The organism is Clostridium magnum DSM 2767 (assembly GCF_001623875.1).
GTDB lineage: Bacteria > Bacillota > Clostridia > Clostridiales > Clostridiaceae > Clostridium_AM > Clostridium_AM magnum.
The window spans coordinates 167,467-190,893 of the sequence record NZ_LWAE01000002.1; the positions used below are offsets into that span (position 1 = coordinate 167,467).

The following is a 23,427-nucleotide window of genomic DNA, read 5'->3' on the forward strand; positions in this document are numbered from 1 at the left end:
GGGGGTATATATGATTACAAAGTCAATATCAAATCCGAATTTATTCAAAGTATTAGATGAAGATTTCAATGAAGTATATTATGGCTGCAGTCAAGAATGGTACAATACATTATGGCAGCGTCGTTCGGGATGTGGTCCAACTGTAACATCTAATATTATGTTATATATAAATTATCCAACTAATAATTTTGAAGTAGGACAAACCTTGTATAAAAAGAAAAATTGTATATCCTTTATGGAAGAAGTCTGGGAGTATGTTACTCCAACCAAAGAAGGTATACCTACAACTAAAATGTTTTATGAGAAAGTTATTTCCTATACAAAATCAAAAGGTATAGATGTTGAATTTTCCTTTTGTGACTTGCCTGAAGATAAGTCTAATCGGCCTAAACTATCAGAAATATTGAATTTTTTAGAGGGGGCACTGTTAAAAGATGTTCCAATAGCATTTCTAAATTTATGTAATGGTGATGAAAAACATCTTGAAGAATGGCATTGGGTTACTATAATTTCTTTAGAGTATACAGAAGATGGACAAAATATATTCGTAAATATTTTAGATGAAGGATTAATTAAAAAAATTGATCTTATTTTATGGTATAATACCACAACAAAAGGGGGCGGATTCGTATACTTTACAGCTTCTCCTAGTATCGGTGATGAAGTGGAAACTTGAATCAGATGGGGTTTCAAACCTCACCTGATTCTTAGTTGAACGAATCCAGAGACGTAGCCGCTCTTTACTCCCGCTTTAAAGAAAAGCAGAGAACCAAAATCTATAATTTTGTGTGAATCGCTTTCACAGAGTGCGTATGGGAGTATTAGAGCGGGTAGTCATCGGATAAACAGTAATTGTGGCCATATACTTTAAATATGCTGAAGGGGCCATATTTAAAGTATATGGAAATATTATCCGATGTTATAGGTATTAACATTAACCTATTTTGGTATATATTTTTTATAGTCATATATTGTAGATTAATGAGGAAAGAAGTTTATTGACATCATTATATTAGTAATTTACAATATAATTAAAACATTAAATAGTTGGTGTAAAGTTCTATAAAATGAGGAGGATAAATATGATAATTAAAATTTTAGGTTCAGGATGTACAAACTGCAAAAAACTTTATGCAAATACAAAGGAAGCAGTGGAGAAGGTAGCCGTTGATGCAGAGATAATAAAGGTTGAAGACATTAAAGATATTATGGCATACGGAGTTATGAGAACGCCAGCAATTGTAATAAACGAAAAAGTTAAAATGTATGGAAAAGTTTCATCAGCAGATGAGATAGTAAAATATATTCAGGACGAGAAATAGGCATCAGTCCTGTTTCTTTTGAATATTATATTAGTAATTAATAATATAGTTAAGTTATTAAAGTAAAGTTACATATATTCTCAATACTAAATTGAAGCAAGATCTTAATTCAGATGGGGATTCTTTTACTCCATCTGAATTTTAGAGCTGCGAATGCATGACTTACTTGGCGTTGAACTCCCAATTGAAGAAGTGGAAGACTTACGCCAAGTTAGTCAGGTTAAATAAATGATTAATAGGGAGTGATTTTATGTTTACACCAGTCCAAATCTTTGCTGATTGGCTCGTATACAATATATTTGGAATTGCTAAAGATAGTAAGCTTGGTGATGCCTTAAACTTTTTTGTGTTTGATACTATAAAGATATTTATGCTGCTATTATTGATAATTTACGCAATAACCTTTATAAGAAGTTTCTTTCCTCCTGAAAAAACAAGGAAGATACTTGCTAAAAATAAGGGGAGTGCTTTTGTAGGCCATGTCCTTGCAGCACTACTTGGAATTGTAACACCTTTTTGCTCTTGTTCCGCAGTGCCACTTTTTATAGGTTTCGTAGAAGCAGGGGTTCCTCTTGGTGTAACTTTTTCATACTTGATTGCAGCTCCTATGGTAAATGAGGTTGCAATAGGACTATTATATGGATTATTTGGATGGAAAGTAGCTCTTATATATGTAGTATCCGGTGAAATTATAGCAATAGTAAGTGGAATAATTATCGGTAGATTAAAACTTGAGAAGTATGTTGAAGGTTATGTTTATGAAATGAAAATCAATGCTGATATAGATTTACCAGACCCAACAATGAAAGAAAGATTAATAGATTCCTGGAATTTTACAAGGGATTTAATTAAGAAGATATGGATATATGTGATAATAGGTATTGGAATAGGTGGAGTAATGCATGGATGGATTCCAACAGGAGCATTAGCGGAATATGCCGGTAAGGATAATCCATTTGCAGTATTTGTTGCTGTAGCAATAGGAATACCTCTTTATTCAAATGCTGCAGGAGTGATTCCACTGGTTAGTGAGTTTACAAGAGCAGGGGTGGCTATGGGTACGTCTCTTTCCTTTATGATGGCTGTTACTGCACTAAGCATACCGGAAATGATTCTTTTAAGAAGAGTATTAAAACCTAAACTTCTTGCAGTATTTGTAACAATTGTTGGAATTGGAATAATATTTACAGGATATTTGTTTAATTATATAATAGCGTAATTTGTTAATCCTCTATGAGTAGGCTGATTTAAGTCTACTCATAGAGGAGTTTTATTTAATATTGTTTTATTTCTATTCCTTTAACGTCAAAAATGGGTTTCATAAATGGGATTTTTAAAAGAATAAAAATATAAACATCTCCTTTTATATTTAAGCTATTTTCTATATAAATTTTAACTCCATTGTATTCATATTCGTCATAAATCTCTTCTTTTCTAAAATCCTTCACAATCTCAACACGGAGACCAGCCACTGTGGTCGTATTTCCGGATCAACAAGTTACAGTATTAGTACTATTTCTAATTAAAAAGCTGCTTTGAACTTTTTTAGCATATTTCAGTGCCTTTTCTTGAATAGTTACCATGTAATATTACCCCCTTATAATCTTTAAATAATTTAATTAAATCATTATATAATTATAGTACTACTCCAGATTTTCACAGTCAACATTGAAAGTTTGATAAAAATATTTAAGACACTTAAGTCTTTAACAAAATTTAATTAAAACAAAATAGTGTGGTATTAAGAACTTTTGCTATATTATATGTTCAAAAAATCTTATAAGGTTAACGAATGACTTTAATAGTAATAGAAAATAATAAAGAAAGGTATATTACTTTTTTAAGGAGCTGAAAAGAATGAAATTCGATTGGATTTGGCAGTCAACACTTATTTTCTTTGTAGGAACATTTATATTAAGAATCGGAGGAAGAAAATCTATATCACAAATGACAATATCACAAACTGTTGTAATGATAGGGTTAGGATCCCTGTTAATTCAGCCTGTAACTGGAAACGGATTACTTATTACCTTTCTAGTGGCACTTGTGTTGGCAATATTAATGATAATTACGGAGTATCTAGAGATTAAAATAGATTTCCTAGAAAGTTTATTTGCAGGTAAAGCCGTTATAGTTATTCAAAATGGGGCGCCTAATATAAAAAATTTAAGAAAATTAAGGCTATCTATTGATAGGCTAGAAACTCGCTTGAGGCAAGTTGGAATATCTTCAATAGAGGATGTCAAATATGCAACAATTGAGGTAAGTGGCCAGCTAGGATATGAATTGAAGGAAAACAAGAAACCTTTAACTAAGGAGGATTTTATGACTTTAATGGCGGAAATATCACAAATGAGAGAAATGATAGGAGATAATGTAAAATCTCAAAATAGCAAGAATGAACAAAATAATATTTTTCAAGAGATTAGTAGTAAGAAGTTTGAGGGAAATAAAAAAGAACCATAAAATTATATGGCACATACTAATTTCGTAAATGATGTTGTTAAAGGAGCTGTTTTCATATGCATTTAACTAAGAGAGAGCCTTCTATATCATACCCGGTAGTAGTTGATGGTATAGTATATAGTGAAACATTGAAAAAACTTAATCTTTCGGACAATTGGTTAAAAAAGCAATTAGAAGTTATCGGGATGAATAGCGTAGAAGAGATTTTCTTTGCTTCAATAAATATGAAAGGAGAACTGCACGTTTCACTGAAAAAGTATATGAATGGTACGAATGGAATAATGCCTATATATAATTAAATACCTATCAATAAAATATCGTATCAGCAATAGATATTATGATATTTTATGTCGCACTTCATTTATAATTCCTATTTATCGTAAATTTCGGATATATATCAACAATATTATCCCTCCGTTACAAAAACATAAGGTATAAGCAGTATAGTTGCTAATGACAACTGCAACAATGTGGTTTCCAAACCATTCATATTATTGTATTAAACTAAATTCAATGTTTACGGTCAGCGTTGAAATTTCACTAAAAATGACTTATACTATAGAAAGTATATTAGCATTTAATTAAAAATAACTATTTATTATAGCTCAATATGAAAGTGATAGATTAAATTTATCGCAGCATTTAAGAATTTTAAAAGATGCAGGATTAGTTAAGAATGAAAAAGTAGGCCTAGAAGTTCATTATAGATTATATAACGATAATGTTAAAAGTATTATTGATAATGTTGAAAAATATGTTCTAGATCTTGTGAATAATATTAAGGAAACAGGATTAGTTTAAAGTTAAAGAAAAGTCATTTAAAACTCTAGACATATATGTCTAGAGCAGATAAAATCACTAGATAACAAAGATACCAATCTTTTATAGGCTTGGTTTTTTTTATATTGATAGCTTAATGATATTCGCCATAGAAATTGTTAAATATATAATAAAATATTCATTATGACCACAATGTATTTTTAAAGTTTAAAATATTTTAATGATCAAAGGATGATGTTATTATTTATTTATGACAAACGATTATAAAATTTGATATAAAATTACGAATGGAAGGTGCTAAAAATGAATTATTTTGAAGAAAGTTTAAAATTACATGAAAATAACAAAAGACTGTATTGGAGAAATTCGATACGGTCTTTTATTACAAATATGGATTTAGTACACTTATATCTTACAATATAAAGGTTTTTATAAAGTCGTCCTTCAAGTTGTACTATGAAATAAGGGGGAGTTATGTTAAAATTTTATGAATATAGAAAATAAAATCATAGTTATATTAAGAGGTTGAGTTAAATGAATAGTGATTTCAAGAGGACTACCCCTGAGGAAGCATTAAAAAAATTAAGAGAAGAACTAAGAGGACGCTTAAAGATATATATAGGTTATGCTCCTGGCGTAGGAAAGACTTACGCCATGCTTAATGATGCCAACAGTAGGCTTGAGAATGGAGAAGACATAGTAATTGGTTATTTGGAGTCTCATCAGAGAAAAGAAACAGAAAATCAAATAGGTAAACTTGAAACTGTGCCTAGAAAGAATGTTGAGTATAATGATGTAGCAATGGAAGAGATGGATACGGATGCTATAATATCAAGAAAACCCAATACTGTACTTATAGACGAGTTAGCACATACCAATGTACCAGGATCTAAAAATAAAAAGAGATATGAAGACGTTGAAGAGGTTTTAAGTCAAGGAATAAATGTAGTTTCTACACTAAATATTCAACATTTAGAAAGCCTAAATGATATAGTAAGACAAATCACAGGCGTTACTGTTAGAGAAACCATACCAGATAAAATCATAGAAAATGCAGATGAGGTAGTGGTAATAGATATTGCACCAATAGCTCTTCAAACTAGACTTAAAGGTGGATATGTATACAAAAATGAGAACGTTGGTAGAGCGTTAAAAAACTTTTTTAGACTAGGGAACTTAAATGCATTAAGGGAAATTGCTCTCCGCCAAACAGCTGAAGAGGTTGATGAAGATCTTGAAGAATACAGAAAAGAACATGGAATCAAAGAACATTGGCATGTTATAGAAAGAGTAATGGTATGCATAAGTCCTAGCCCAACTTCTAAAAAACTTATTCGAAGAGGTGCTAGAATAGCGAAGAAATTTAAATGTGAATGGATTGTGGTTAATGTAAATAGCACAAGAATCTTTGCCCAAAAAATGACTGAAAAAGATGCTGCTACCCTAGAAGGACATTTTAAATTGGCGATGCAGTTAGGGGCGGAAGTTGTAAATTTGACAGGAAAGAGTATATCAAGAGAATTAACCCAGTTTGCCACTCAGAGGTATATAACACAAATTATTATTGGCCATAGTACAAGAACAAAACTACAAACTTTATTAAGAGGCTCAACAGTTACAAGACTTTTGAAGCTTACAAGGGATATAGAAGTTCATGTTATACCAAATGATTTGAAATAAATAAAACCCCAGTACTAAAAAATTAGTATTGGGGTTTTTAAGTTGTGTAAAAGTCGGAATATTAAGATATTTAAAAATGACAGATATAGATAGTCTAAGACTTTTTTTCATTACTGTCAATTTAATATACCATAGCTAAATTAAGAGAATATTAAAAACTACTAAGAATCACAGAGATATTTTGTTTAAATTGTTTATAACAAATTGGAGTTTTTTAAATTAAGATTAATACTAAATTTTAGTTTTTCTATTAATGGAAGTATAATCTGAATATGCATTCTACTGAATACATTAATATTTTGAAAAACAAAGGAGGTTTATCATATATGGTTGATGTTATATTTGCGGCAGTATTCTTTATAGGATTTATATGCTTAAAATTTTTTGTTGAATGGTGTGATAAGCAAATTGAGAATAAAAAGGATTGATGGAGGAGTTAAAAATGTCGGGATTAATTATAATAACCATTTTGCTATTTGTGTATTTATGCTATGCACTCTTTAACCCTGAAAAATTTTAAAATACTAGTTTTTAGGAGGAAACTTTAATGGAAATATTACAAATAATAATACCTTTAGTGATATTTATGCTTTTAGTAGTTCCTATGGGTAGATATCTTTATAAGATGAGTACCAGAGAAAAAGCATTTGGTGACGTCTTTTTTGATGTAATAGATAACTTTATTTATAAAGTTTGCAGAATAGACAAGTCTGAAGAAATGACTTGGAAGGAGTATGTAATCTCTATTATTGTGGTTAACGGTGTAATGACAGTTTTAGCTTATATAATTTTGAGAACACAGTCATTTCATTTTTTAAATCCAAATAAAATTGGAGGAATGGAACAATCTCTTACTTTCAATACAGCTATTAGTTTTATGACAAATACAAATCTACAAAATTATAGTGGAGAATCAGGTTTATCTTATTTAAGTCAAATGCTAGTTATTATATCTATGATGTTTACTTCTGCGGCTACTGGTTTTTCTGCAGCACTTGCATTTATGAGAGGAATTATTGGAAAACAAAAGACTTTAGGAAACTTTTTTGTAGATTTAACTAGAGTTATAACTAGAGTTCTCCTTCCTCTATCGGTAATAGTTACTTTATTACTAGTAGCTCAAGGGGTACCTCAAACTCTTTCTGGTGCCCATACCGTAACTACTATAGAAGGTAAGCTTCAGGATATAGCCTTAGGTCCAGTTGCAGCTCTTGAATCGATCAAGCATATAGGTACAAATGGTGGAGGTTTCTTTGGTGCTAATTCAGCTCATCCATTTGAAAATCCTACGCCTATAACAAATTTAATTGAATTGTTATCAATGATGATATTACCTGGCTCTATAGTATATACATTTGGTTTAATGACAAAGAATAAAAAGCAAGGCTGGACAATATTTGCTGCTATGGGAACATTATTTTTAATTATGTTACCAGTTTGCTATTTATCAGAGAAGGCTGGAAATCCAGTTCTTGCTAATGTTGGGCTTAATCAGTTTATGGGAAATATGGAAGGTAAAGAAGTAAGATTTGGAATACCTCAATCATCATTATTTACTACTGTAACCACAGCGTTTACTACAGGAACTGTAAATAGCATGAATGATTCCCTAACTCCTTTAGGTGGACTAGTCCCATTAATGAATATGATGTTAAACGTAGCCTTTGGTGGTAAAGGTGTTGGCTTTATGAATATGATTATGTATGCCATATTAACAGTATTTCTATGTGGATTAATGGTAGGTAGAACTCCAGAATTTTTATCTAAAAAGTTAGAGGGAAGAGAGATTAAGTTAATAGCATTAGCTATAATAGTGCATCCGTTTTTAATACTTATGTTTTCAGCATTAGCATTAATTGTTCCTCAAGGTTTAGCGGGGATATCTAACTCTGGCTTCCACGGGCTAACTCAGGTGGTTTATCAATTTACATCTTCTGCAGCTAATAATGGTTCTGGATTTGAAGGTTTAGCAGATAACACAATGTTTTGGAACACCACTACAGGAATTGTAATGTTCCTTGGAAGATATTTATCCATGATAACTCTTATTGCGGTAGCAGGATCTTTAGCTTCTAAAAGGGCTATACCAGAAACTGCTGGTACCTTTAAAACTGATAACGCTATGTTTTCAATAACTTTAGTGGTTATAGTTTTAATAATCGGGGCATTAACCTTCTTACCAGCTATTGCCCTAGGACCAATAGCAGAACATCTGACACTTATACGTTAAGATAAGTTTTACAAATATTTAAGAAGGAGCATCTGGTATGAGTAAGAATAATAATAAAAATAAGTTTATTACCAGGGAAATTGTTGGCGAAGCTGTAGCTGAATCTTTTAGAAAGTTAAACCCCAAATATATGATTAAGAATCCAGTTATGTTTGTTGTTGAAATAGGTTTCTTTATATCATTGGTGCTAACATTTTTTCCAACTATATTTAGAGACACTGGCAATAACTTAAGAACCTATAATTTAATTGTTACGATAATTCTTTTTAAGACTCTTTTATTTGCAAATTTTGCTGAAGCTGTGGCAGAAGGCCGTGGTAAAGCTCAAGCGGAAAGCTTAAAGAAAACACGCAAAGATACTATGACTAAACTTTTAGATGACAAGGGAAATGTAAAAGTAATAAGTGGAAGTGAACTAAAAAAAGGTGACATTGTTATTGTTGAAACAGGGGATTTAATTCCTAATGATGGTGAAGTTATAGCAGGTCTTGCATCTGTAGATGAATCTGCTATAACAGGTGAATCAGCACCAGTTATGAAGGAGGCTGGCGGAGATTTTGCTTCTGTCACTGGCGGAACTAAGGTTGTAAGTGACTGGCTAAAGGTTAAAATTACTGCTACACCTGGTGAATCCTTTCTTGATAAGATGATTTCTTTAGTAGAAGGTGCATCCAGACAAAAGACACCTAATGAGATAGCTTTAAACACATTACTTGTTAGCTTAACACTAATATTTTTAATAGTGTTGGTAGCTCTTTATCCTATGGCTATGTATTCAGGTGTTAGAATTCCTATATCAACTCTAATTGCACTGCTTGTTTGTCTTATACCTACAACCATAGGTGGTCTTTTATCAGCTATAGGTATTGCTGGTATGGATAGAGTTACAAGGTTTAATGTTATAGCTATGTCAGGTAAAGCAGTTGAAGCTTGTGGTGATGTTAACACAATGATACTTGATAAAACAGGTACCATAACTTATGGTAATAGGTTGGCAGCTGAGTTTATTCCAGTTCTTGGTGCTAAAGTTGAAGAGCTTGTTGACTACTCAGTAATATCATCACTTAAAGATGATACTCCAGAAGGAAAGTCCATAGTTGAGCTTGGAAAAAAACAAGGTACTACAGTAGATGCCTCTAAGTATGAAAATCTAGACTTTATAGAATTTACAGCTCAAACGAGAGTGAGTGGAGTAGACTTGGCCGATGGAAGAAAGGTTAGAAAAGGAGCACAGGATTCTATTAAGAAATTTGTCATTGAAGCAGGTGGTGAAATTCCGAAAGATTTAGATGAAAATCTAGCTAAAGTTTCAAAACTAGGTGGCACGCCACTAGTAGTATGCATAGATAACAAAATATATGGAGTTATATATTTAAAAGATACAGTAAAACCTGGTCTTGTGGAAAGATTTGCAAGGCTAAGAGAAATGGGTATAAAAACAATAATGTGCACAGGAGATAACCCATTGACTGCAGAAACAATTGCTAGAGAAGCCGGTGTTGATGAATTTATAGCAGAGGCTAAACCTGAAGATAAAATAGGAGCCATAAAGAAGGAACAAAGTGAAGGGAAAATAGTTGCTATGACAGGAGATGGAACTAATGATGCTCCAGCTCTTGCACAGGCAGATGTAGGTCTTGCTATGAATAGTGGCACTACAGCAGCTAAGGAAGCAGCAAATATGGTTGACTTAGATTCAGATCCAACAAAGATATTAGAAGTTGTTGAAATCGGAAAACAACTGCTTATAACCAGAGGGGCTTTAACAACTTTTAGTATTGCAAATGATGTTGCTAAGTACTTTGCTATAATACCTGCTATATTCACTGTGTCAATACCTCAAATGCAGATGCTAAATGTCATGGGATTATCAACACCTTCTAGTGCTATAATTTCAGCATTGATATTTAATGCTATAATAATTCCGGCATTAATACCTATTGCTATGAAAGGTGTAAAGTATAAACCTATGAAATCGGAAATGCTTCTGCTCAGAAATATGCTTGTATTTGGTGTTGGCGGTATGATAGTACCTTTCATCGGCATTAAAGTAATAGACTTACTTATAACACCATTATTAAAAATATTAAATCTAAGCTAATATCTTAATTTTGTATAGGGAGGCAGGTGAAAAATTGTCCACACCAAATATAGCCTTGCATTCCTAATTAAATTACTTATATAAATAGATTTTATTGAAGGAGATTGAAATCATGAAAACATTAAAGAGATCAATCCTTATAAGTATTGTTTTGTTGGTCTTATGTGGCATAATATATCCCTTAGCTATGACAGGAATAAGTCAACTTGTTTTCAATAAAAAGGCTAATGGAAGTATGATAGTTGTTAATGGGAATGAGGTTGGTTCTGAGCTAATTGGCCAAAGCTTTACCGACCCAAGATTCTTCCGTGGAAGAGTTTCACAAGTAAACTATAATATCTATACTGAAGCAGATACTAAAGCTGATAAGAATGGTAAAGCTGCATATAGTGGAGTGGCTTCAGGATCACAAAATCTTGCACCATCAAACAAAGCATTAACTGATAGAGTACAAAAGGATATGGAAGACTTCTTAAAAAACCATCCTGGAGTAAAGAAAGAAGATATACCTACAGACTTGCTTACAAGTTCAGGTTCAGGACTTGATCCGAATATAAGCCCTCAGTCAGCAAAGATACAAATACCTGCTGTTTCAAAAGCTACAGGTATAAGTGAAGCTGAGCTTCAGAATATAGTAAACAAATATACTGAAGAAAGGCCTTTGGGAATATTTGGTGAACCTAGAGTCAACGTGTTAAAAGTAAATCTTGAAATATCATCAGCGTTAAAAATAAAATAATAATAAAAACCTCCTTGAATTTCCATCAAATTCAAGGAGGTTTTTTGGTTCTTTTCTAAAACTTATTTTTGAATACTTATTTTAAGTTTTTCAATTACTTCCTTAAAGCTCTTTTTTTCCTCTTCTTCATTATCATTCTTATAAATTAAAAGATCTTCAATATCTGGTGCATTAAAATTTTCTGTTTTAATATACTCTTCCCAATGCTGAAGCTTCCAAGTATCTCGATCTGAATTTCTCTTAAGCATTCTCTCGTGGGCAGTCTCTTCTGAACACTCAATCCATATAACTCTTAGCTTTGCATCATATTCTTTTAATCTGTTTCTTAAATTTTCAATATATTGTATATCCCTAAGTTCCCTACTAAAGGGTGCATTTATTATAACATTTGAATCAAATTCTAGTGCCTCAGAAGCTAAATCTAAAATAACTTTGTATTCTAAGTCTCTAACATGTTTTTTTGAAAAATTCAGAACTTCTATTATACTCCTCTTCAGCAATTTCAAATATTTTTTTAGATAATGGTATTAGAGTATCCTTATCTAAGTAAACAGTTTCATGTAATTCTTTAGCTAATTTTTTCGCTAAGGTTGTTTTACCACATGCTGGAGGGGAAGTTATCAAAATTAAATTTCTTTTATTCATATTAAATGCCCCTTATCATTTTTTTCTATGGTAATAGAAAAGTTATATAACTTAATTATTTTATAATTAGTTTGTTTAAATTTTTCAATATTATAACATAAAATTATTGTGAATTAAGGAGTTTAGCTTCACTATTTTATTATTAAGTTGATATATTAAGTATTTTTATATAGCAGTACTCTCTGAAACACTAACTATTTTATCAAAGCACGATTCTACAGGAGGTTCAGTAACTTTAATTTTAAGCCAGTTACTCGCGATTCTTGTCCCACTTATAACTAAATTGAACTCTCCGCCGGCTTCCTTCATAACAGGAACAGATTCACCAGTTATTGCGGACTCGTCCACTAAAGCTAGTCCCTCAATTACTTCGCCGTCACTTGGAATAATATCACCAGCCTCAACAAGAATTATATTTCCTTTTTTAATATCACAGCCACTTATTATTTTTATATTTCCGTTTTTATCTAAAATTTTAACAATTCTTTTATCTGTAGTGTTGCTAAGGCTCTTTGCTTGTGCGTTTTTTCGCTCTAAAGTATGCTTTGTAAAAAACACAAATAGAGTTCTAATAAAGCCTTTTTTTTCATCTTTATTCATTCTATTTCACCTCTATAATAAGCAATGATTGTATATCTAATACTAAGTCTAATATTATTGTTATAATTTAGTGGATAAAAATAAGTACACATCAAACTAGAACGTATAGACTTATAAGTATTAGAATAATTATATAACTTATAGTTCTTTAGATGAAGTCTTGAAAATGAGCTAAATTTTAATTTTCCTAGCTATTAAATATAGTCTTATTTAATTATTGTGCAAACTCATAGACATATTTGCTGTTTTCTCAATTTAATGCTAGTTTTAATAAATTGACGATAGCTAATTATAACCTTATACTGATGAATAAATGTAAAGTGTAGCAGTGGAGGAATATATGGTAAAAACGCTTAAAGGTAAAATTTCAGTAGTATACATATGTCTTGTTTTAATGATTGCCATAGTGGGGTTTACTTCAGTTATTAATTTTCATGTATTGAGTAGGTCAGTAGATGGATTAATGGTTAACAATTACAAGAGTATAAATGCAGTTAACAATATGATTGAAGCTATTGATGGACAGAATATGGCTATATTGAATTACCTTAATAATAATGAAGAAACAGGAATTGACCTATTTCATAAAAATAGCGATATATTTTATAAATGGTATAATATTGAGGCTAATAATATAACAGAATCAGGAGAAAAGGACCATATTAACAAGATCAATAAAGATTATGCTAAATATATTATGTTATTCTCAAATCTACAGGAAATAAGGAATAAGCAGGGAACAGATAAAGCTTTAGATTTTTATAATAATCAGATTATTACCTTATATAATAATTTGAAAAATGAGTTAAAGGATTTATCGGCTTTAAATGAAAAAGCAATGTTTAGCAGCAAAGATAAAGTAACTAATGATACTATAGTAATAATGTATTTAGTTTTAGGATTATCTTTAGTTGCAGTAATAGGAGGGTACTTTTTATCCACATTTTTTATAAATAAATTTTTAAAGCCAATCTATATACTTACAGAAAGTATAAGATCCGTTAAAGAAGGAGAGTTACAGAAAGAAATATCTGTAGCTACAAGTGATGAAATAGGACTTTTAGCTCATGAATTTAATAATATGACAGAGAGGCTTCAGCAATTTGAATATAGTAGCAAAGGTAAGTTATTAGAAGAAAAGAACAAGTCTATAGCTATCGTAAAAAGTATATCTGATCCTTTGATTGTTTTAGATACAGATTATAAGGTTGTTTTATTAAATAATGCCTGTGAGGATATTTTTGGGATAAAGGAAGAGGCTGTTTTAAATAAACATTTTTTAGAAGGAATAAGAAATGGAGAATTATATGAATATATATCTAGTGTTTATAAAGAAGGTAATGAAAAAAGATCAGAAAAGATAATGCATGTAAAAGTAAATGAAAAGGATTATTACTTTAATATTGTTTCCACAGCTATAAAAGATAGGAATTTAAAAATATATGGAATAGTTATATTACTTCAGAATGTCACTAAACTAAAACAGCTTGAGAAAATAAAAACGGATTTTATGGGAACTATATCCCATGAATTGAAAACACCTTTAACTTCAATAATGATGGGATTAAGTTTGATTACAGATAAAAAAATAGGAGATTTTAATGAAAAGCAGGAAACAATTGTAGAGGCAATGAGAGAGGATGGAGAGAGACTTTCCAGTCTTATAAGTGAGTTACTTCAGCTTTCTAAAATTGAATCAGACAAAGCTGTATTTAATATAAAGCAATGCTCCATTATTGGAATAATTGAAAATTGTATTAAAAGATTTAATGAGCAAGCTCTGTCTAAGGAAGTAAATCTATATTATGAAGGAAGTGAAAAGCTACCAAAAATAACAATTGATTCAGAAAAAATATCATGGACTTTAAATAATTTAGTATCAAATGCATTAAAATATATAAATGCTGGAGATGAAGTTTTTATAAAGGCTGTGGTTAAAGATAATAAAATGTATGTTTCAGTTGAGGATACAGGGGTAGGGATTCCTGATGAGTACCAAAAGATAATATTTGATAAGTTTGTTCAAGTAAAAGGTGGAGATTTAGAGATGAGAAGTAGTGGCATAGGTCTGGCTATTGCAAAAGAAATTGTAGAAGCTCATGGTGGTGAAATTTGGTGTGAGAGCAGATTAGATGTAGGCAGCAAATTTACATTTACTCTTCCTGTATAAGACTGTCAATAAACTATAGTGGAGGTTGTGCCTTGAGCGCAGTGAAAGGAATGAATGTTTTTATGAAAAAAGCATTGGTAGTAGACGATACAAAGAATATTAGGGCTTTACTCACTACATGTCTTGAAATAAATGATTATAAAGTCACTACAGCAAAAAGTGGCCAAGAAGCAATTGGTTTTTTAAAAATGGAGAAATTCGATTTGGTTTTTTTAGATATAAAAATGCCTGAAATAAGCGGAACTACAGTTTTCAAAAAAATGAGAGAGATGGGCATTGATATTCCAGTAATAATTATGACCGCATACGCTACAATTAAGAATGCAGTAGAATGTACAAAGCTTGGAGCGGTAGCATATCTACAGAAGCCCTTTACTGCAGAAAAAGTTAAATCAGTGCTGAATGAAATTTTTAGTATTGATGATGATACTAATGATTTAAAGGACTCATTAAAGCATAGTACGGAATTAATTAAATATGGAAACAACGAAGAAGCCTATGAAATTTTGAAAAAAGCTTTATCTATAGATCCATCCAGTTCAGAGGTCTATTATTTAATTGGGATGATTCATGAAAAAAGAGGAGATGTAAAACAAGCTAATAAATTTTATGAAACAGCAGAGCGATTTGATTCCTTGCAAGAATACCAGTAGGGGAAAGCGTATATGTGTTTGGAGTAGATATGACACCAGAGATGATCCAGTTATCAAGAAAAACTGCTTCAAAATATTATAAATACTTTTAAAGTAGTATATTTTTTAATACTATGATACAAAATAGTGCGTACTTGTTATATGCAATGCCGTTTTATACAATAAGAGCATAATTTTAAAATATTGGTAAATAGGGGGCATATATATGAATGCAATATTAAATAGAAAGAGTATAAGAAAGTACAAGGACATAAAGGTAAGTGATGAAATAGTTGAAGAATTATTAAGAGCAGCTATGGCGGCACCTTCTGCCGGGAATCAGCAGCCTTGGGATTTCGTAGTCTTAAGAGATAAGGAAATTATGAAAAAAATTACTGAATTTCATCCTTATTCAAAAATGTTATTAAACACAGATACTGCTATTGTGATTTGCGGAGATGAGGCAAAAGAGATATTTAAAGGATATTGGGTCCAGGATTGCTCAGCTGCTTGCGAAAATATATTAATAACTGCAGAAGACAAGGGGTTAGGAGCTGTATGGCTAGGAGTTTACCCAATGGAAGATAGAATTGCTCCATTAAAAGAAATTCTGAATCTACCAGAGAGTGTAATCCCGTTATCAATAATTCCTATTGGATACCCAGATGAGGAAAGAAAACCACAGGATAGATTTAATAAGGAAAGAATACATTACGACAGATGGTAATATTACAACCTTACTGTATTTTAGGGTAATTTAAAAACCCTGCAGGAATACACCTGCAGGGTAACAGTAAACAAGTTACTATCTTCTAAAGCCTCTATTATTGTTGTTTTGTTGCTTTCTTGCTCTTCTGCAATCAGCACATCTTGTAGGCTCGTTTTCAAAGCCTTTTTCTTTATAGAAAGCTTGCTCGCCCTCAGTAAATACGAATTCTTTTTCACAGTCTTTACAAACTAATGTTTTATCTGCCATTTCAACATTCCTCCTTTTTCAAAAGATTAAGATCCAAAAATAGATTAACAACTATATTCTAAAAAGAGGATATGTTTGTTTATCATATTAAACCTTAACAACAAATATATTATTACATCTGCTGCTTAGCTATCATAACACATATTAAAAAAATATACAACTTATTTATTTTTTGAAATTGCAAATACTAAAAAAAACAGAAAGAAGGGATTGATATGGAAGGTAAAGGATTTAACGAATTAGGTCTAGATGAGAGCATTCTTAAAGCTATAGATGTAATGGGATTTGAAGAACCCTCCAAGATTCAAGCTGAGGTAATACCGGTTCTCTTAGAAGGGCATGATGTAATCGGTCAGGCTCAAACTGGAACGGGAAAGACATTGGCATTTGGAGCTCCAGTTTTGAGTAGAGTTGGCAGGTCACAGGGAAAGATAGGCAGTATCATACTAACTCCTACAAGAGAGCTTGCTATCCAGGTAAATGACGAACTGAATCGTATAGCTAAATTTACTAAAGTTAAGCTAATTCCTGTATACGGCGGCCAACCTATTGAAAGGCAGATTTCTGCTTTACGTAGAGGTATAGATGTAGTAGTAGGAACTCCTGGAAGAGTATTGGATTTAATTAGAAGGAAAGCCTTAGATTTAAGCTCCATTCAATTCCTAGTGCTGGATGAAGCTGATGAAATGCTTAATATGGGCTTTATTGATGATATAGAAGAAATAATAAAAAATTCCAGTGAAGACAGGCAGACAATGTTGTTTTCAGCTACAATGCCTGCAGAAATCAAAAAGCTTGCTAAAAGATATATGAAGCCTGAAGCTAAACATATAGCTATTTTAAAAAGTACGATGACAGTAGCTGCAGTGGGTCAATACTATTATGAAGTTAAGAGTAGAGAGAGGTTTGAATCACTATGCAGAATATTGGATGTAGATGAGCCTTCTTCCGCTATTATATTTTGCAAGACTAAGAGAGGCGTAGACGAACTGGTGGAAGGTTTAAAGAGTAGAGGCTATGGTGCTGAAGGAATGCATGGTGATATGAACCAAAACCAGAGGATAAATACCTTGAAAAGGTTTAAAGAGGGAAGTGTGGAGTTCCTGATAGCTACTGATGTTGCTGCAAGAGGCATAGATGTTGAGAATGTAACTCACGTAATAAATTACGATTTGCCTCAGGATGTAGAATCCTATGTTCATAGAATAGGTAGAACTGGTAGAGCAAATAAGGAAGGTGTTGCATATACACTGGTTACTGCAAGGGAATATACGTCTCTTAAGCATATTGAAAAGGCTACAAAGAGCAAGATAAAAAGAAGAGAGATTCCTACAGTAGATGAAATATTTACTTCGAAGTATAAAAATATAGTATCTAGAATAAAAGAAACTCTACAGGAGGATAGCTATAAGAGATTTATTTCACTAGCAACAGAGCTTGATGAGGAGTTTAATCTTGTGGAAGTAGCAGCGGCTTTAATGGATATGCTGTACAGCAAAGAGGTAAGCTATGACTACACTGAAAACGCAATAGGTTCAGCGACAGAGAATAAGAGATTGTTTCTAACTGTAGGACGTATGGATAAAATTAATCCAAAGATGCTACTGGAGTTCTTTAATGAAAATGCAAGAATAAACAAAGAAGATGTTGGAGATATTGATATTCTTGAAAAGTTTTCTTTCGTAAATGTAACAGAAGCTGCAGCAGAAGCTATAATAAAGCATTGCAGTGGAAAGAGATTCGCTGGAAGAAAGGTGAATATTGAAATTTCAACAAAATCAAGAGGATAATCTATTCAAGAGTTTTGATAACTATCCATCAAAATTTTTAAAACAACTTAAATTAAAACTGCTTCAAAATGTTATAAATACTTTTGAAGCAGTTTCTTTAAATCCATATCTTTAGTTTAGTGTTGATTTTTAGGCAGCTCCAAATCATATGTTAAAATGGATTAATATTTGTAATTTTCAACATCTACTTTATCTACTTCTTGGAAAGGGGCTAGTGTAGAAACCATCTTTATTGCAGCGTTGGAATTGTTTACGCAGTAGTGAATCTCACCGGGTTCTATGTGGATGAATTGACCCTTTGTTAGATGGTTTACTTTTCCGTCTACAATGATATCGATTTCACCTTCTATGATATAAAAGTTTTCCTCCATTACGTTGTGATAATGAGCTTTAAAATCTTGACCTGGTTGAAACTGAACCAAAGCAAAATTCATGCGGGGACCTTTCATTAGATATTTGGGCCCACTGTCACCAAAACGATATTCTTTATCTTTTTCATCAATAATATACATACTCAAAACTCCTTCATATTTTCTTATAATTTATTTTATTATTATAAATCTTATAGGCCTGGTGCAATCCACATATTATTTGTAAGCTTTTGGTTGCAAAGCTCCAATTGTGAGGCATAGACCTTACGCCATGTTTTATAAAGGTTTTCATACAGGACGTGATTCTCCATACTTGGATTGTAAGTTTTGTCCCATTTTACTAGTTTATTGGCCGCTGCTGAGATATCTTCATAGATTCCTACACCGTAGCCAGCTAGGATAGCAGCACCAAGGCCAGTTGCTTCTTTTACAACGGGAACACGAACAGGTAGACCAAGAACATCAGATAGAATCTGGCACCATATTGGGCTCTTGGAAGCACCTCCTGCAAATACGATGCTCTCTGGCATATTACCGGTGGCTTCTTTAACTAGTTCAAGATGTCCCTTGGTAACCATAGCAGTATTCTCTAGGATCGAACGATAGAAGGTATAACGGTTGAATTTTTCAGGATCAAGTTCAAAATTTGTAAAAGTAGGAGCAGCATGTTTCCAGGAAATAAAATTCATTATATCGGAGAATGCACACAACATACCATAGCTTCCTGCTGGAATTAGAGCAGCCTTTTGATCCATTAGATAATACGGATCTTTACCTAGTTTTTCACCTTCCTGTTTTTCTGCAATGACTCTACTGCACTTCCTGGACAATGTCAGGCTGCTCAAAACAAAGGTAAGAAAGCTAAAGACATTACAATAACTGGTTTTGCTTCACCAAATTCTATGAAACAATACTGTAAAGATGGTATCTTAACTCGTTGGGGATTATGGGACTGCGGAATCCAAGGAGCTATGGGTTGTTACATGGCATACTACATTGCTTCCGGTAACAAAGTAAAAGTTGGGGATAAGATTAATATTCCAGATATCGGTACTGTAGTAGTAATGCCTAACACTGTACTTGATCCTAAAGCAGATGCTTCTGATACTTCTTCAGGAGTTGTATTATTACCTGAAAGAACTGTATTCACTAAGGATAATATGAATAATTATGACTTCTAATTTTATAATTTATTTTTAAATTGTATATTAATTATACATTAAGAAATTACTCAAAAGGCTAATGATGGATTTCACAAGGAGGATTTTAATTATGGCAGATATAGATGGTTTAAAGGTTGCAAAGGATTATCATATAGACACTGAATTTGCAAATCGTGAAGGTTTTTATGTCAAGGGTGCAAATAGCTTAGATTGGGGAATGAAGAAACATCTTGCCAATATTTTTGATAAAAAGAGCGGCAATACTGTGATGTTCGCATTTGACTATGGTTACTTTATGGGATCTGTAGCAGGTCTAGAAAGACTTGATTTATTGGTTCCTACCCTTGTAGATCATGTTGATGTTTTGATGTGTACAAGGGGGCACTTCGTACTTGTGTACCACCAGTTGGGCAAAAGGCAATTGCACTACGTGTTTCTTCTGGATCATCTATGTTAAATGATGATTTATCCCATGAGGTAGTTGCTGTGGATATTGAGGATGCAATTCGCTGCAATGCAGATTGTATGGCTGTTCAAGGATTTATTGGTGCAGATGGCCAGCTTCAAAGTATCGATAATTTATCAAGAGTTATAAATGAAGGTATCCGTTACAGTATTCCTACTATGGGTGTTGTGGCAGTAGGAAAGAACATGGAACGTACAGATCGTTACTTTAAGCTTGCTACTCGTATCTTAGCAGAAATTGGTGTTAATATTGTTAAAACTTATTACTGCGAAAACTTCGAGGAGGTTGCAGCAGCATGTCACGTTCCAATTGTTGTAGCAGGAGGAAAGAAGCTTCCAGAAAATGAGGCCCTTACAATGGCATATCGTGCAATGAGTGAAGGTGCTCACGGATTAGATATGTGACGTAACCTTTTCCAAAGTACTAATCCAATAGCAATGGCAGAAGCTATACGTAAGATTGTTCACGAAAAGGCAACTGATAAAGAAGCTTATGAGTTCTATCAGAATGCTATTCATAAGTAGAAAGTATTCAGCAGCAGGATTTCCTTTGGGGGAATTTGAGAGGTTTTTCATAAGTAAAATTAAATAAATCTATATAGCTTCCGAGGAGTCTTCTTCGGAAGCTTTTCATTTAGAGTTAGATGAAGCGTATTTATGTTGTATATGAGTACGCTTTTTATTATATTATTTAAATTTCTCAAGCTTGCTAATACATAGTTCAAAAATTTAGAAAGTTATAGAATTGTTGCAAATTGTAATTTGTACAAGAATGATATATAATAGAGCCACAATATTATGACAATTATATGAGACTATAGTAAATCACAAGAAAATAATTTGGAGGCATAGGTATGAGAAAAAAAGATTTTTTTGATTTAGAGGATCAAATTAGAGATGCATTGAAAAACGCATTCAATGCTATAGATTTTGCTAGATTAAAAGAGGATATCAATGATAAAACTGAAAGCACTTTAAATGAAGTGAAAACAAAGTTAAAGGATAAGTCACAGCATTTTAATGAAAAAATAAAAAATAAGTCGTATAATTCCTATAGAAATGTTATAAATACAGCCAAAAAAGACAAAAATGAATTACAGATGTATATTGCTAAAAGACCAGTTGGAAGTATATCTGGAATACTTTATATGATACTTGGATTTGTAGGGGCAGGAGCATTAGGGATTTTGTCTATTGCATACTCAATATTTACTTCTTTTTTCAGTATATTTTCAGTAACTAGTTTTGTTATTTTAGGACTTATGTTGTCTTCTTTGGTAGGGAGTATAGCCCTGGCTTTCAGAGGTATGTTTTTAAGAAAAAGAGTAAAGCGTTTTAAACAATATGTAAATACTCTTGATACTAATAAATACTGCTCCATAGAAGAATTAGCTGCTTCTATTAGGAAGAAGAACAAATTTGTTGTGAAAGATTTAAGTAAAATGATTGATTTAGAAATGTTTCCACAGGGACATATTGATGATAAAAAGACCTACTTTATGTTGAATGATGAAGTTTATGAGAATTATTTGAGCTCCCAAGAGGCCCTTAAGAACCGTAAGGAAGCTGAATTAAAAAGGCAAGAGGAATTAAATAACGAAATAAATGATCCTGAAAAAAAAGAATTAAGATATGTGCTTGAAATAGGAAAGAACTATATTGATCAGATACAAGACGTAAATGATGCTATCCATAGAGAAGAAATTTCAAAAAAGTTATCTAGACTTGAAAGTATTGTAAGCCAAATATTTAAGTATGTAGAGAATAACCCTAAAAAGCTGAATGAGGTTAGTAAATTTATCAATCATTATCTTCCAATGACTCTAAAGTTAGTTAATGCATATAAAGAGCTAAATGATCAACCTGTTCAAGGTGATAACATAACTAGCGCAAAAAATCAGATTGAAAAGACTATAGATACCATAAATAGTGCTTTTGAGAAGTTGTTAGATGACTTATTTGGAGAAGTAGCTTTGGATATATCCACAGATATTTCCGTTCTTGAAACACTGTTCACGCAAGAAGGATTGACTAAAAATGATTTTAAAAAGTAATAGCAAAAGAATACAGGGGGTAAATTGAAAGTGAATAATGAATTTAAAGAAAATATTGATGTTGTGCCAAGCTTATCCTTTGAACCTTTTCAAGAGGAGGTTCCTACTATCAAAGTAAAGGAAGAAGTTAAACAAGCAGAAGTTCTTGATGACAGCTATTTGACAGAAGAAGAAAAGAAGATGGTAGATGAGTTTGTAAATAAAATAGATATAAGTAACTCAAATTCAATTCTACAATATGGAGTAGGTGCACAAAAGAAAATTGCAGATTTTTCAGAAAGTGCTTTAAATAATGTAAAGACTAAGGAACTAGGGGAAATAGGTGAAATGCTCTCTGGTGTAGTAGTTGAACTAAAAAATTTCGATGCTCCTGAGGAAAAAAAGGGATTTTTGGGTCTTTTCAAGAAGACTACACAAAAAATTGATCACATGAGAGCAAAGTATGATAAAGTTGAAGGAAATATAAATAGAATTTGCAGCACCCTTGAAAAGCATCAGATACAACTTCTAAAGGATATTGCTATGCTTGATAAAATGTATGAAATAAATAAGGTGTATTTTAAAGAACTTTGTATGTACATTTTGGCTGGAAAGAAGAAGCTTGCAAAATTAGAAAAGGAGGAGCTTCCTATTCTAGTAGAAAGAGCAAAAGCCAGCGGACTTCCAGAGGATGCACAGGCAACAAATGATTTTATGGCTCTTTGCAATCGCTTTGAGAAAAAGATTCATGATTTGGAGTTAACTAGAATGATCTCTCTCCAAATGGCTCCACAAATTCGTTTAGTTCAAAATAATGATTCTTTAATGGCTGAAAAAATACAGTCTACTATTGTAAATACGATTCCCCTTTGGAAGAGTCAAATTGTACTGGCTCTTGGAGTTGCCCATTCTAGCAATGCAGCTAAAGTTCAGAGTGAAGTAACAAATATGACAAATGAACTTCTACGTAAGAATGCAGAAACACTTAAAATGTCAACTATAGAAACAGCTAAAGAGTCTGAACGTGGAATTGTGGATATTGAGACTCTTCGACAGACAAACGAATCATTAATATCAACTCTTGATGAAGTGCTTCGCATACAAACAGAAGGACGTCAGAAGCGTAAAGAGGCTGAAACAGAATTGCAAAATATTGAAGAGCAATTAAAGAATAGACTTTTAAAGCTTAGATAACAACATTACTATTTACAATAGATTAAATCAAAAGCTGAAGAATAAACGTTGGATATTCTTCAGCTTTTGA

26 protein-coding genes are annotated in these 23,427 nt (G+C 32.1%); 19 read left to right on the forward strand and 7 right to left on the reverse strand.

Annotated elements, in window-relative coordinates:
• The first annotated feature begins 10 nt into the window (after positions 1-10).
• From CLMAG_RS08430 to CLMAG_RS08440, 3 genes are all read left to right on the forward strand, one after another.
• Entirely contained in the window at positions 11-676 is a 666-nt protein-coding gene (locus tag CLMAG_RS08430; protein WP_066620959.1) for a hypothetical protein, read from the forward strand.
• A gap of 406 nt (positions 677-1,082) precedes the next feature.
• Complete coding sequence (locus tag CLMAG_RS08435; protein WP_066620966.1) at positions 1,083-1,322, forward strand: thioredoxin family protein; 240 nt, start codon at positions 1,083-1,085, stop codon at positions 1,320-1,322.
• A gap of 250 nt (positions 1,323-1,572) precedes the next feature.
• Positions 1,573-2,541, forward strand: a complete 969-nt coding sequence (locus CLMAG_RS08440; protein WP_066620968.1) for a permease — start codon at positions 1,573-1,575, stop codon at positions 2,539-2,541.
• Positions 2,542-2,596: 55 nt separating this feature from the next.
• Here CLMAG_RS08440 and CLMAG_RS32345 read toward each other — a convergent pair whose 3' ends face one another.
• Positions 2,597-2,770: a hypothetical protein gene (locus CLMAG_RS32345; protein WP_161486945.1), complete on the reverse strand. Its 174-nt coding sequence runs from the start codon at positions 2,768-2,770 to the stop codon at positions 2,597-2,599.
• Positions 2,771-3,179: 409 nt separating this feature from the next.
• Here CLMAG_RS32345 and CLMAG_RS08450 point away from each other — a divergent pair, with 409 nt between their 5' ends.
• From CLMAG_RS08450 to CLMAG_RS08475, 7 genes are all read left to right on the forward strand, one after another.
• A complete protein-coding gene (locus tag CLMAG_RS08450) occupies positions 3,180-3,788 on the forward strand; it encodes a DUF421 domain-containing protein (RefSeq protein ID WP_066620972.1) in 609 nt (202 codons plus the stop codon).
• Positions 3,789-3,844: 56 nt separating this feature from the next.
• The gene (locus CLMAG_RS08455) at positions 3,845-4,087 is read left to right on the forward strand and encodes a YetF domain-containing protein (RefSeq protein WP_066620975.1); all 243 of its coding nucleotides are present in this window, start codon (positions 3,845-3,847) and stop codon (positions 4,085-4,087) included.
• A 1,015-nt stretch (positions 4,088-5,102) separates the two neighbouring features.
• Positions 5,103-6,248 carry a universal stress protein gene (locus tag CLMAG_RS08460; RefSeq protein ID WP_066620978.1) on the forward strand — a complete coding sequence of 382 codons (1,146 nt, stop codon included), beginning with the start codon at positions 5,103-5,105 and terminating at the stop codon, positions 6,246-6,248.
• 442 nt (positions 6,249-6,690) lie between these two features.
• Positions 6,691-6,768, forward strand: a complete 78-nt coding sequence (gene kdpF / locus CLMAG_RS34915; RefSeq protein ID WP_139264100.1) for a K(+)-transporting ATPase subunit F — start codon at positions 6,691-6,693, stop codon at positions 6,766-6,768.
• A gap of 27 nt (positions 6,769-6,795) precedes the next feature.
• Entirely contained in the window at positions 6,796-8,478 is a 1,683-nt protein-coding gene (kdpA, locus tag CLMAG_RS08465; protein ID WP_066620981.1) for a potassium-transporting ATPase subunit KdpA, read from the forward strand.
• Between the two features lie 37 nt (positions 8,479-8,515).
• Positions 8,516-10,579 carry a potassium-transporting ATPase subunit KdpB gene (gene kdpB / locus CLMAG_RS08470; RefSeq protein WP_066620984.1) on the forward strand — a complete coding sequence of 688 codons (2,064 nt, stop codon included), beginning with the start codon at positions 8,516-8,518 and terminating at the stop codon, positions 10,577-10,579.
• A gap of 112 nt (positions 10,580-10,691) precedes the next feature.
• The gene (locus CLMAG_RS08475) at positions 10,692-11,318 is read left to right on the forward strand and encodes a K(+)-transporting ATPase subunit C (RefSeq protein WP_066620987.1); all 627 of its coding nucleotides are present in this window, start codon (positions 10,692-10,694) and stop codon (positions 11,316-11,318) included.
• Between the two features lie 62 nt (positions 11,319-11,380).
• On the opposite strand, the gene CLMAG_RS08480 is transcribed toward CLMAG_RS08475, so the two are convergent.
• The 3 genes from CLMAG_RS08480 to CLMAG_RS08485 all read right to left on the reverse strand — a co-directional run bounded on the left by CLMAG_RS08480 (position 11,381) and on the right by CLMAG_RS08485 (position 12,563).
• Positions 11,381-11,818: a P-loop nucleotide/nucleoside kinase family protein gene (locus tag CLMAG_RS08480; RefSeq protein ID WP_341420252.1), complete on the reverse strand. Its 438-nt coding sequence runs from the start codon at positions 11,816-11,818 to the stop codon at positions 11,381-11,383.
• Positions 11,766-11,963, reverse strand: a complete 198-nt coding sequence (locus tag CLMAG_RS34665; RefSeq protein WP_341420254.1) for an AAA family ATPase — start codon at positions 11,961-11,963, stop codon at positions 11,766-11,768. Before CLMAG_RS34665 ends, CLMAG_RS08480 begins: the two co-directional genes overlap by 53 nt.
• A gap of 165 nt (positions 11,964-12,128) precedes the next feature.
• Positions 12,129-12,563, reverse strand: coding sequence for a P-type ATPase actuator domain-containing protein (locus CLMAG_RS08485; RefSeq protein WP_066620990.1), 435 nt, complete (start codon positions 12,561-12,563; stop codon positions 12,129-12,131).
• A 340-nt stretch (positions 12,564-12,903) separates the two neighbouring features.
• Here CLMAG_RS08485 and CLMAG_RS08490 point away from each other — a divergent pair, with 340 nt between their 5' ends.
• From CLMAG_RS08490 to CLMAG_RS08500, 3 genes are all read left to right on the forward strand, one after another.
• Positions 12,904-14,733 carry a HAMP domain-containing sensor histidine kinase gene (locus CLMAG_RS08490; protein ID WP_066620993.1) on the forward strand — a complete coding sequence of 610 codons (1,830 nt, stop codon included), beginning with the start codon at positions 12,904-12,906 and terminating at the stop codon, positions 14,731-14,733.
• A gap of 41 nt (positions 14,734-14,774) precedes the next feature.
• Entirely contained in the window at positions 14,775-15,386 is a 612-nt protein-coding gene (locus tag CLMAG_RS08495; protein ID WP_242873023.1) for a response regulator, read from the forward strand.
• A 205-nt stretch (positions 15,387-15,591) separates the two neighbouring features.
• A complete protein-coding gene (locus CLMAG_RS08500) occupies positions 15,592-16,092 on the forward strand; it encodes a nitroreductase family protein (protein WP_066620996.1) in 501 nt (166 codons plus the stop codon).
• 78 nt (positions 16,093-16,170) lie between these two features.
• On the opposite strand, the gene CLMAG_RS08505 is transcribed toward CLMAG_RS08500, so the two are convergent.
• Positions 16,171-16,341: a zinc-ribbon domain-containing protein gene (locus CLMAG_RS08505; RefSeq protein WP_066620999.1), complete on the reverse strand. Its 171-nt coding sequence runs from the start codon at positions 16,339-16,341 to the stop codon at positions 16,171-16,173.
• A gap of 215 nt (positions 16,342-16,556) precedes the next feature.
• Here CLMAG_RS08505 and CLMAG_RS08510 point away from each other — a divergent pair, with 215 nt between their 5' ends.
• Positions 16,557-18,131: a DEAD/DEAH box helicase gene (locus CLMAG_RS08510; RefSeq protein WP_066621002.1), complete on the forward strand. Its 1,575-nt coding sequence runs from the start codon at positions 16,557-16,559 to the stop codon at positions 18,129-18,131.
• 161 nt (positions 18,132-18,292) lie between these two features.
• Here the strand turns inward: CLMAG_RS08510 and CLMAG_RS08515 are convergent, their stop codons facing one another.
• Both CLMAG_RS08515 and CLMAG_RS08520 read right to left on the reverse strand, forming a co-directional pair.
• Positions 18,293-18,643 carry a cupin domain-containing protein gene (locus CLMAG_RS08515; RefSeq protein ID WP_066621005.1) on the reverse strand — a complete coding sequence of 117 codons (351 nt, stop codon included), beginning with the start codon at positions 18,641-18,643 and terminating at the stop codon, positions 18,293-18,295.
• A 50-nt stretch (positions 18,644-18,693) separates the two neighbouring features.
• Positions 18,694-19,332 (reverse strand): FGGY-family carbohydrate kinase, encoded by a 639-nt coding sequence (locus tag CLMAG_RS08520; protein WP_242872975.1) that lies wholly within the window; start codon positions 19,330-19,332, stop codon positions 18,694-18,696.
• Here CLMAG_RS08520 and CLMAG_RS08525 point away from each other — a divergent pair.
• The 5 genes from CLMAG_RS08525 (at position 19,294) to CLMAG_RS08540 (ending at position 23,357) form a co-directional block, all read left to right on the forward strand.
• Positions 19,294-19,683 carry a substrate-binding domain-containing protein gene (locus CLMAG_RS08525; RefSeq protein WP_082831853.1) on the forward strand — a complete coding sequence of 130 codons (390 nt, stop codon included), beginning with the start codon at positions 19,294-19,296 and terminating at the stop codon, positions 19,681-19,683. The two genes, CLMAG_RS08520 and CLMAG_RS08525, sit on opposite strands and share 39 nt — an antisense overlap.
• A 91-nt stretch (positions 19,684-19,774) precedes the next feature.
• Positions 19,775-20,122 (forward strand): beta/alpha barrel domain-containing protein, encoded by a 348-nt coding sequence (locus tag CLMAG_RS34670; RefSeq protein ID WP_341420263.1) that lies wholly within the window; start codon positions 19,775-19,777, stop codon positions 20,120-20,122.
• Positions 20,116-20,535, forward strand: coding sequence for a beta/alpha barrel domain-containing protein (locus tag CLMAG_RS34675; protein ID WP_341420265.1), 420 nt, complete (start codon positions 20,116-20,118; stop codon positions 20,533-20,535). The genes CLMAG_RS34670 and CLMAG_RS34675 overlap by 7 nt, the downstream gene beginning before the upstream one ends.
• A gap of 449 nt (positions 20,536-20,984) precedes the next feature.
• Complete coding sequence (locus CLMAG_RS08535) at positions 20,985-22,184, forward strand: 5-bromo-4-chloroindolyl phosphate hydrolysis family protein (RefSeq protein WP_066621008.1); 1,200 nt, start codon at positions 20,985-20,987, stop codon at positions 22,182-22,184.
• 30 nt (positions 22,185-22,214) lie between these two features.
• Positions 22,215-23,357 (forward strand): toxic anion resistance protein, encoded by a 1,143-nt coding sequence (locus CLMAG_RS08540; protein ID WP_066621016.1) that lies wholly within the window; start codon positions 22,215-22,217, stop codon positions 23,355-23,357.
• The last annotated feature ends 70 nt before the right edge of the window (positions 23,358-23,427 follow it).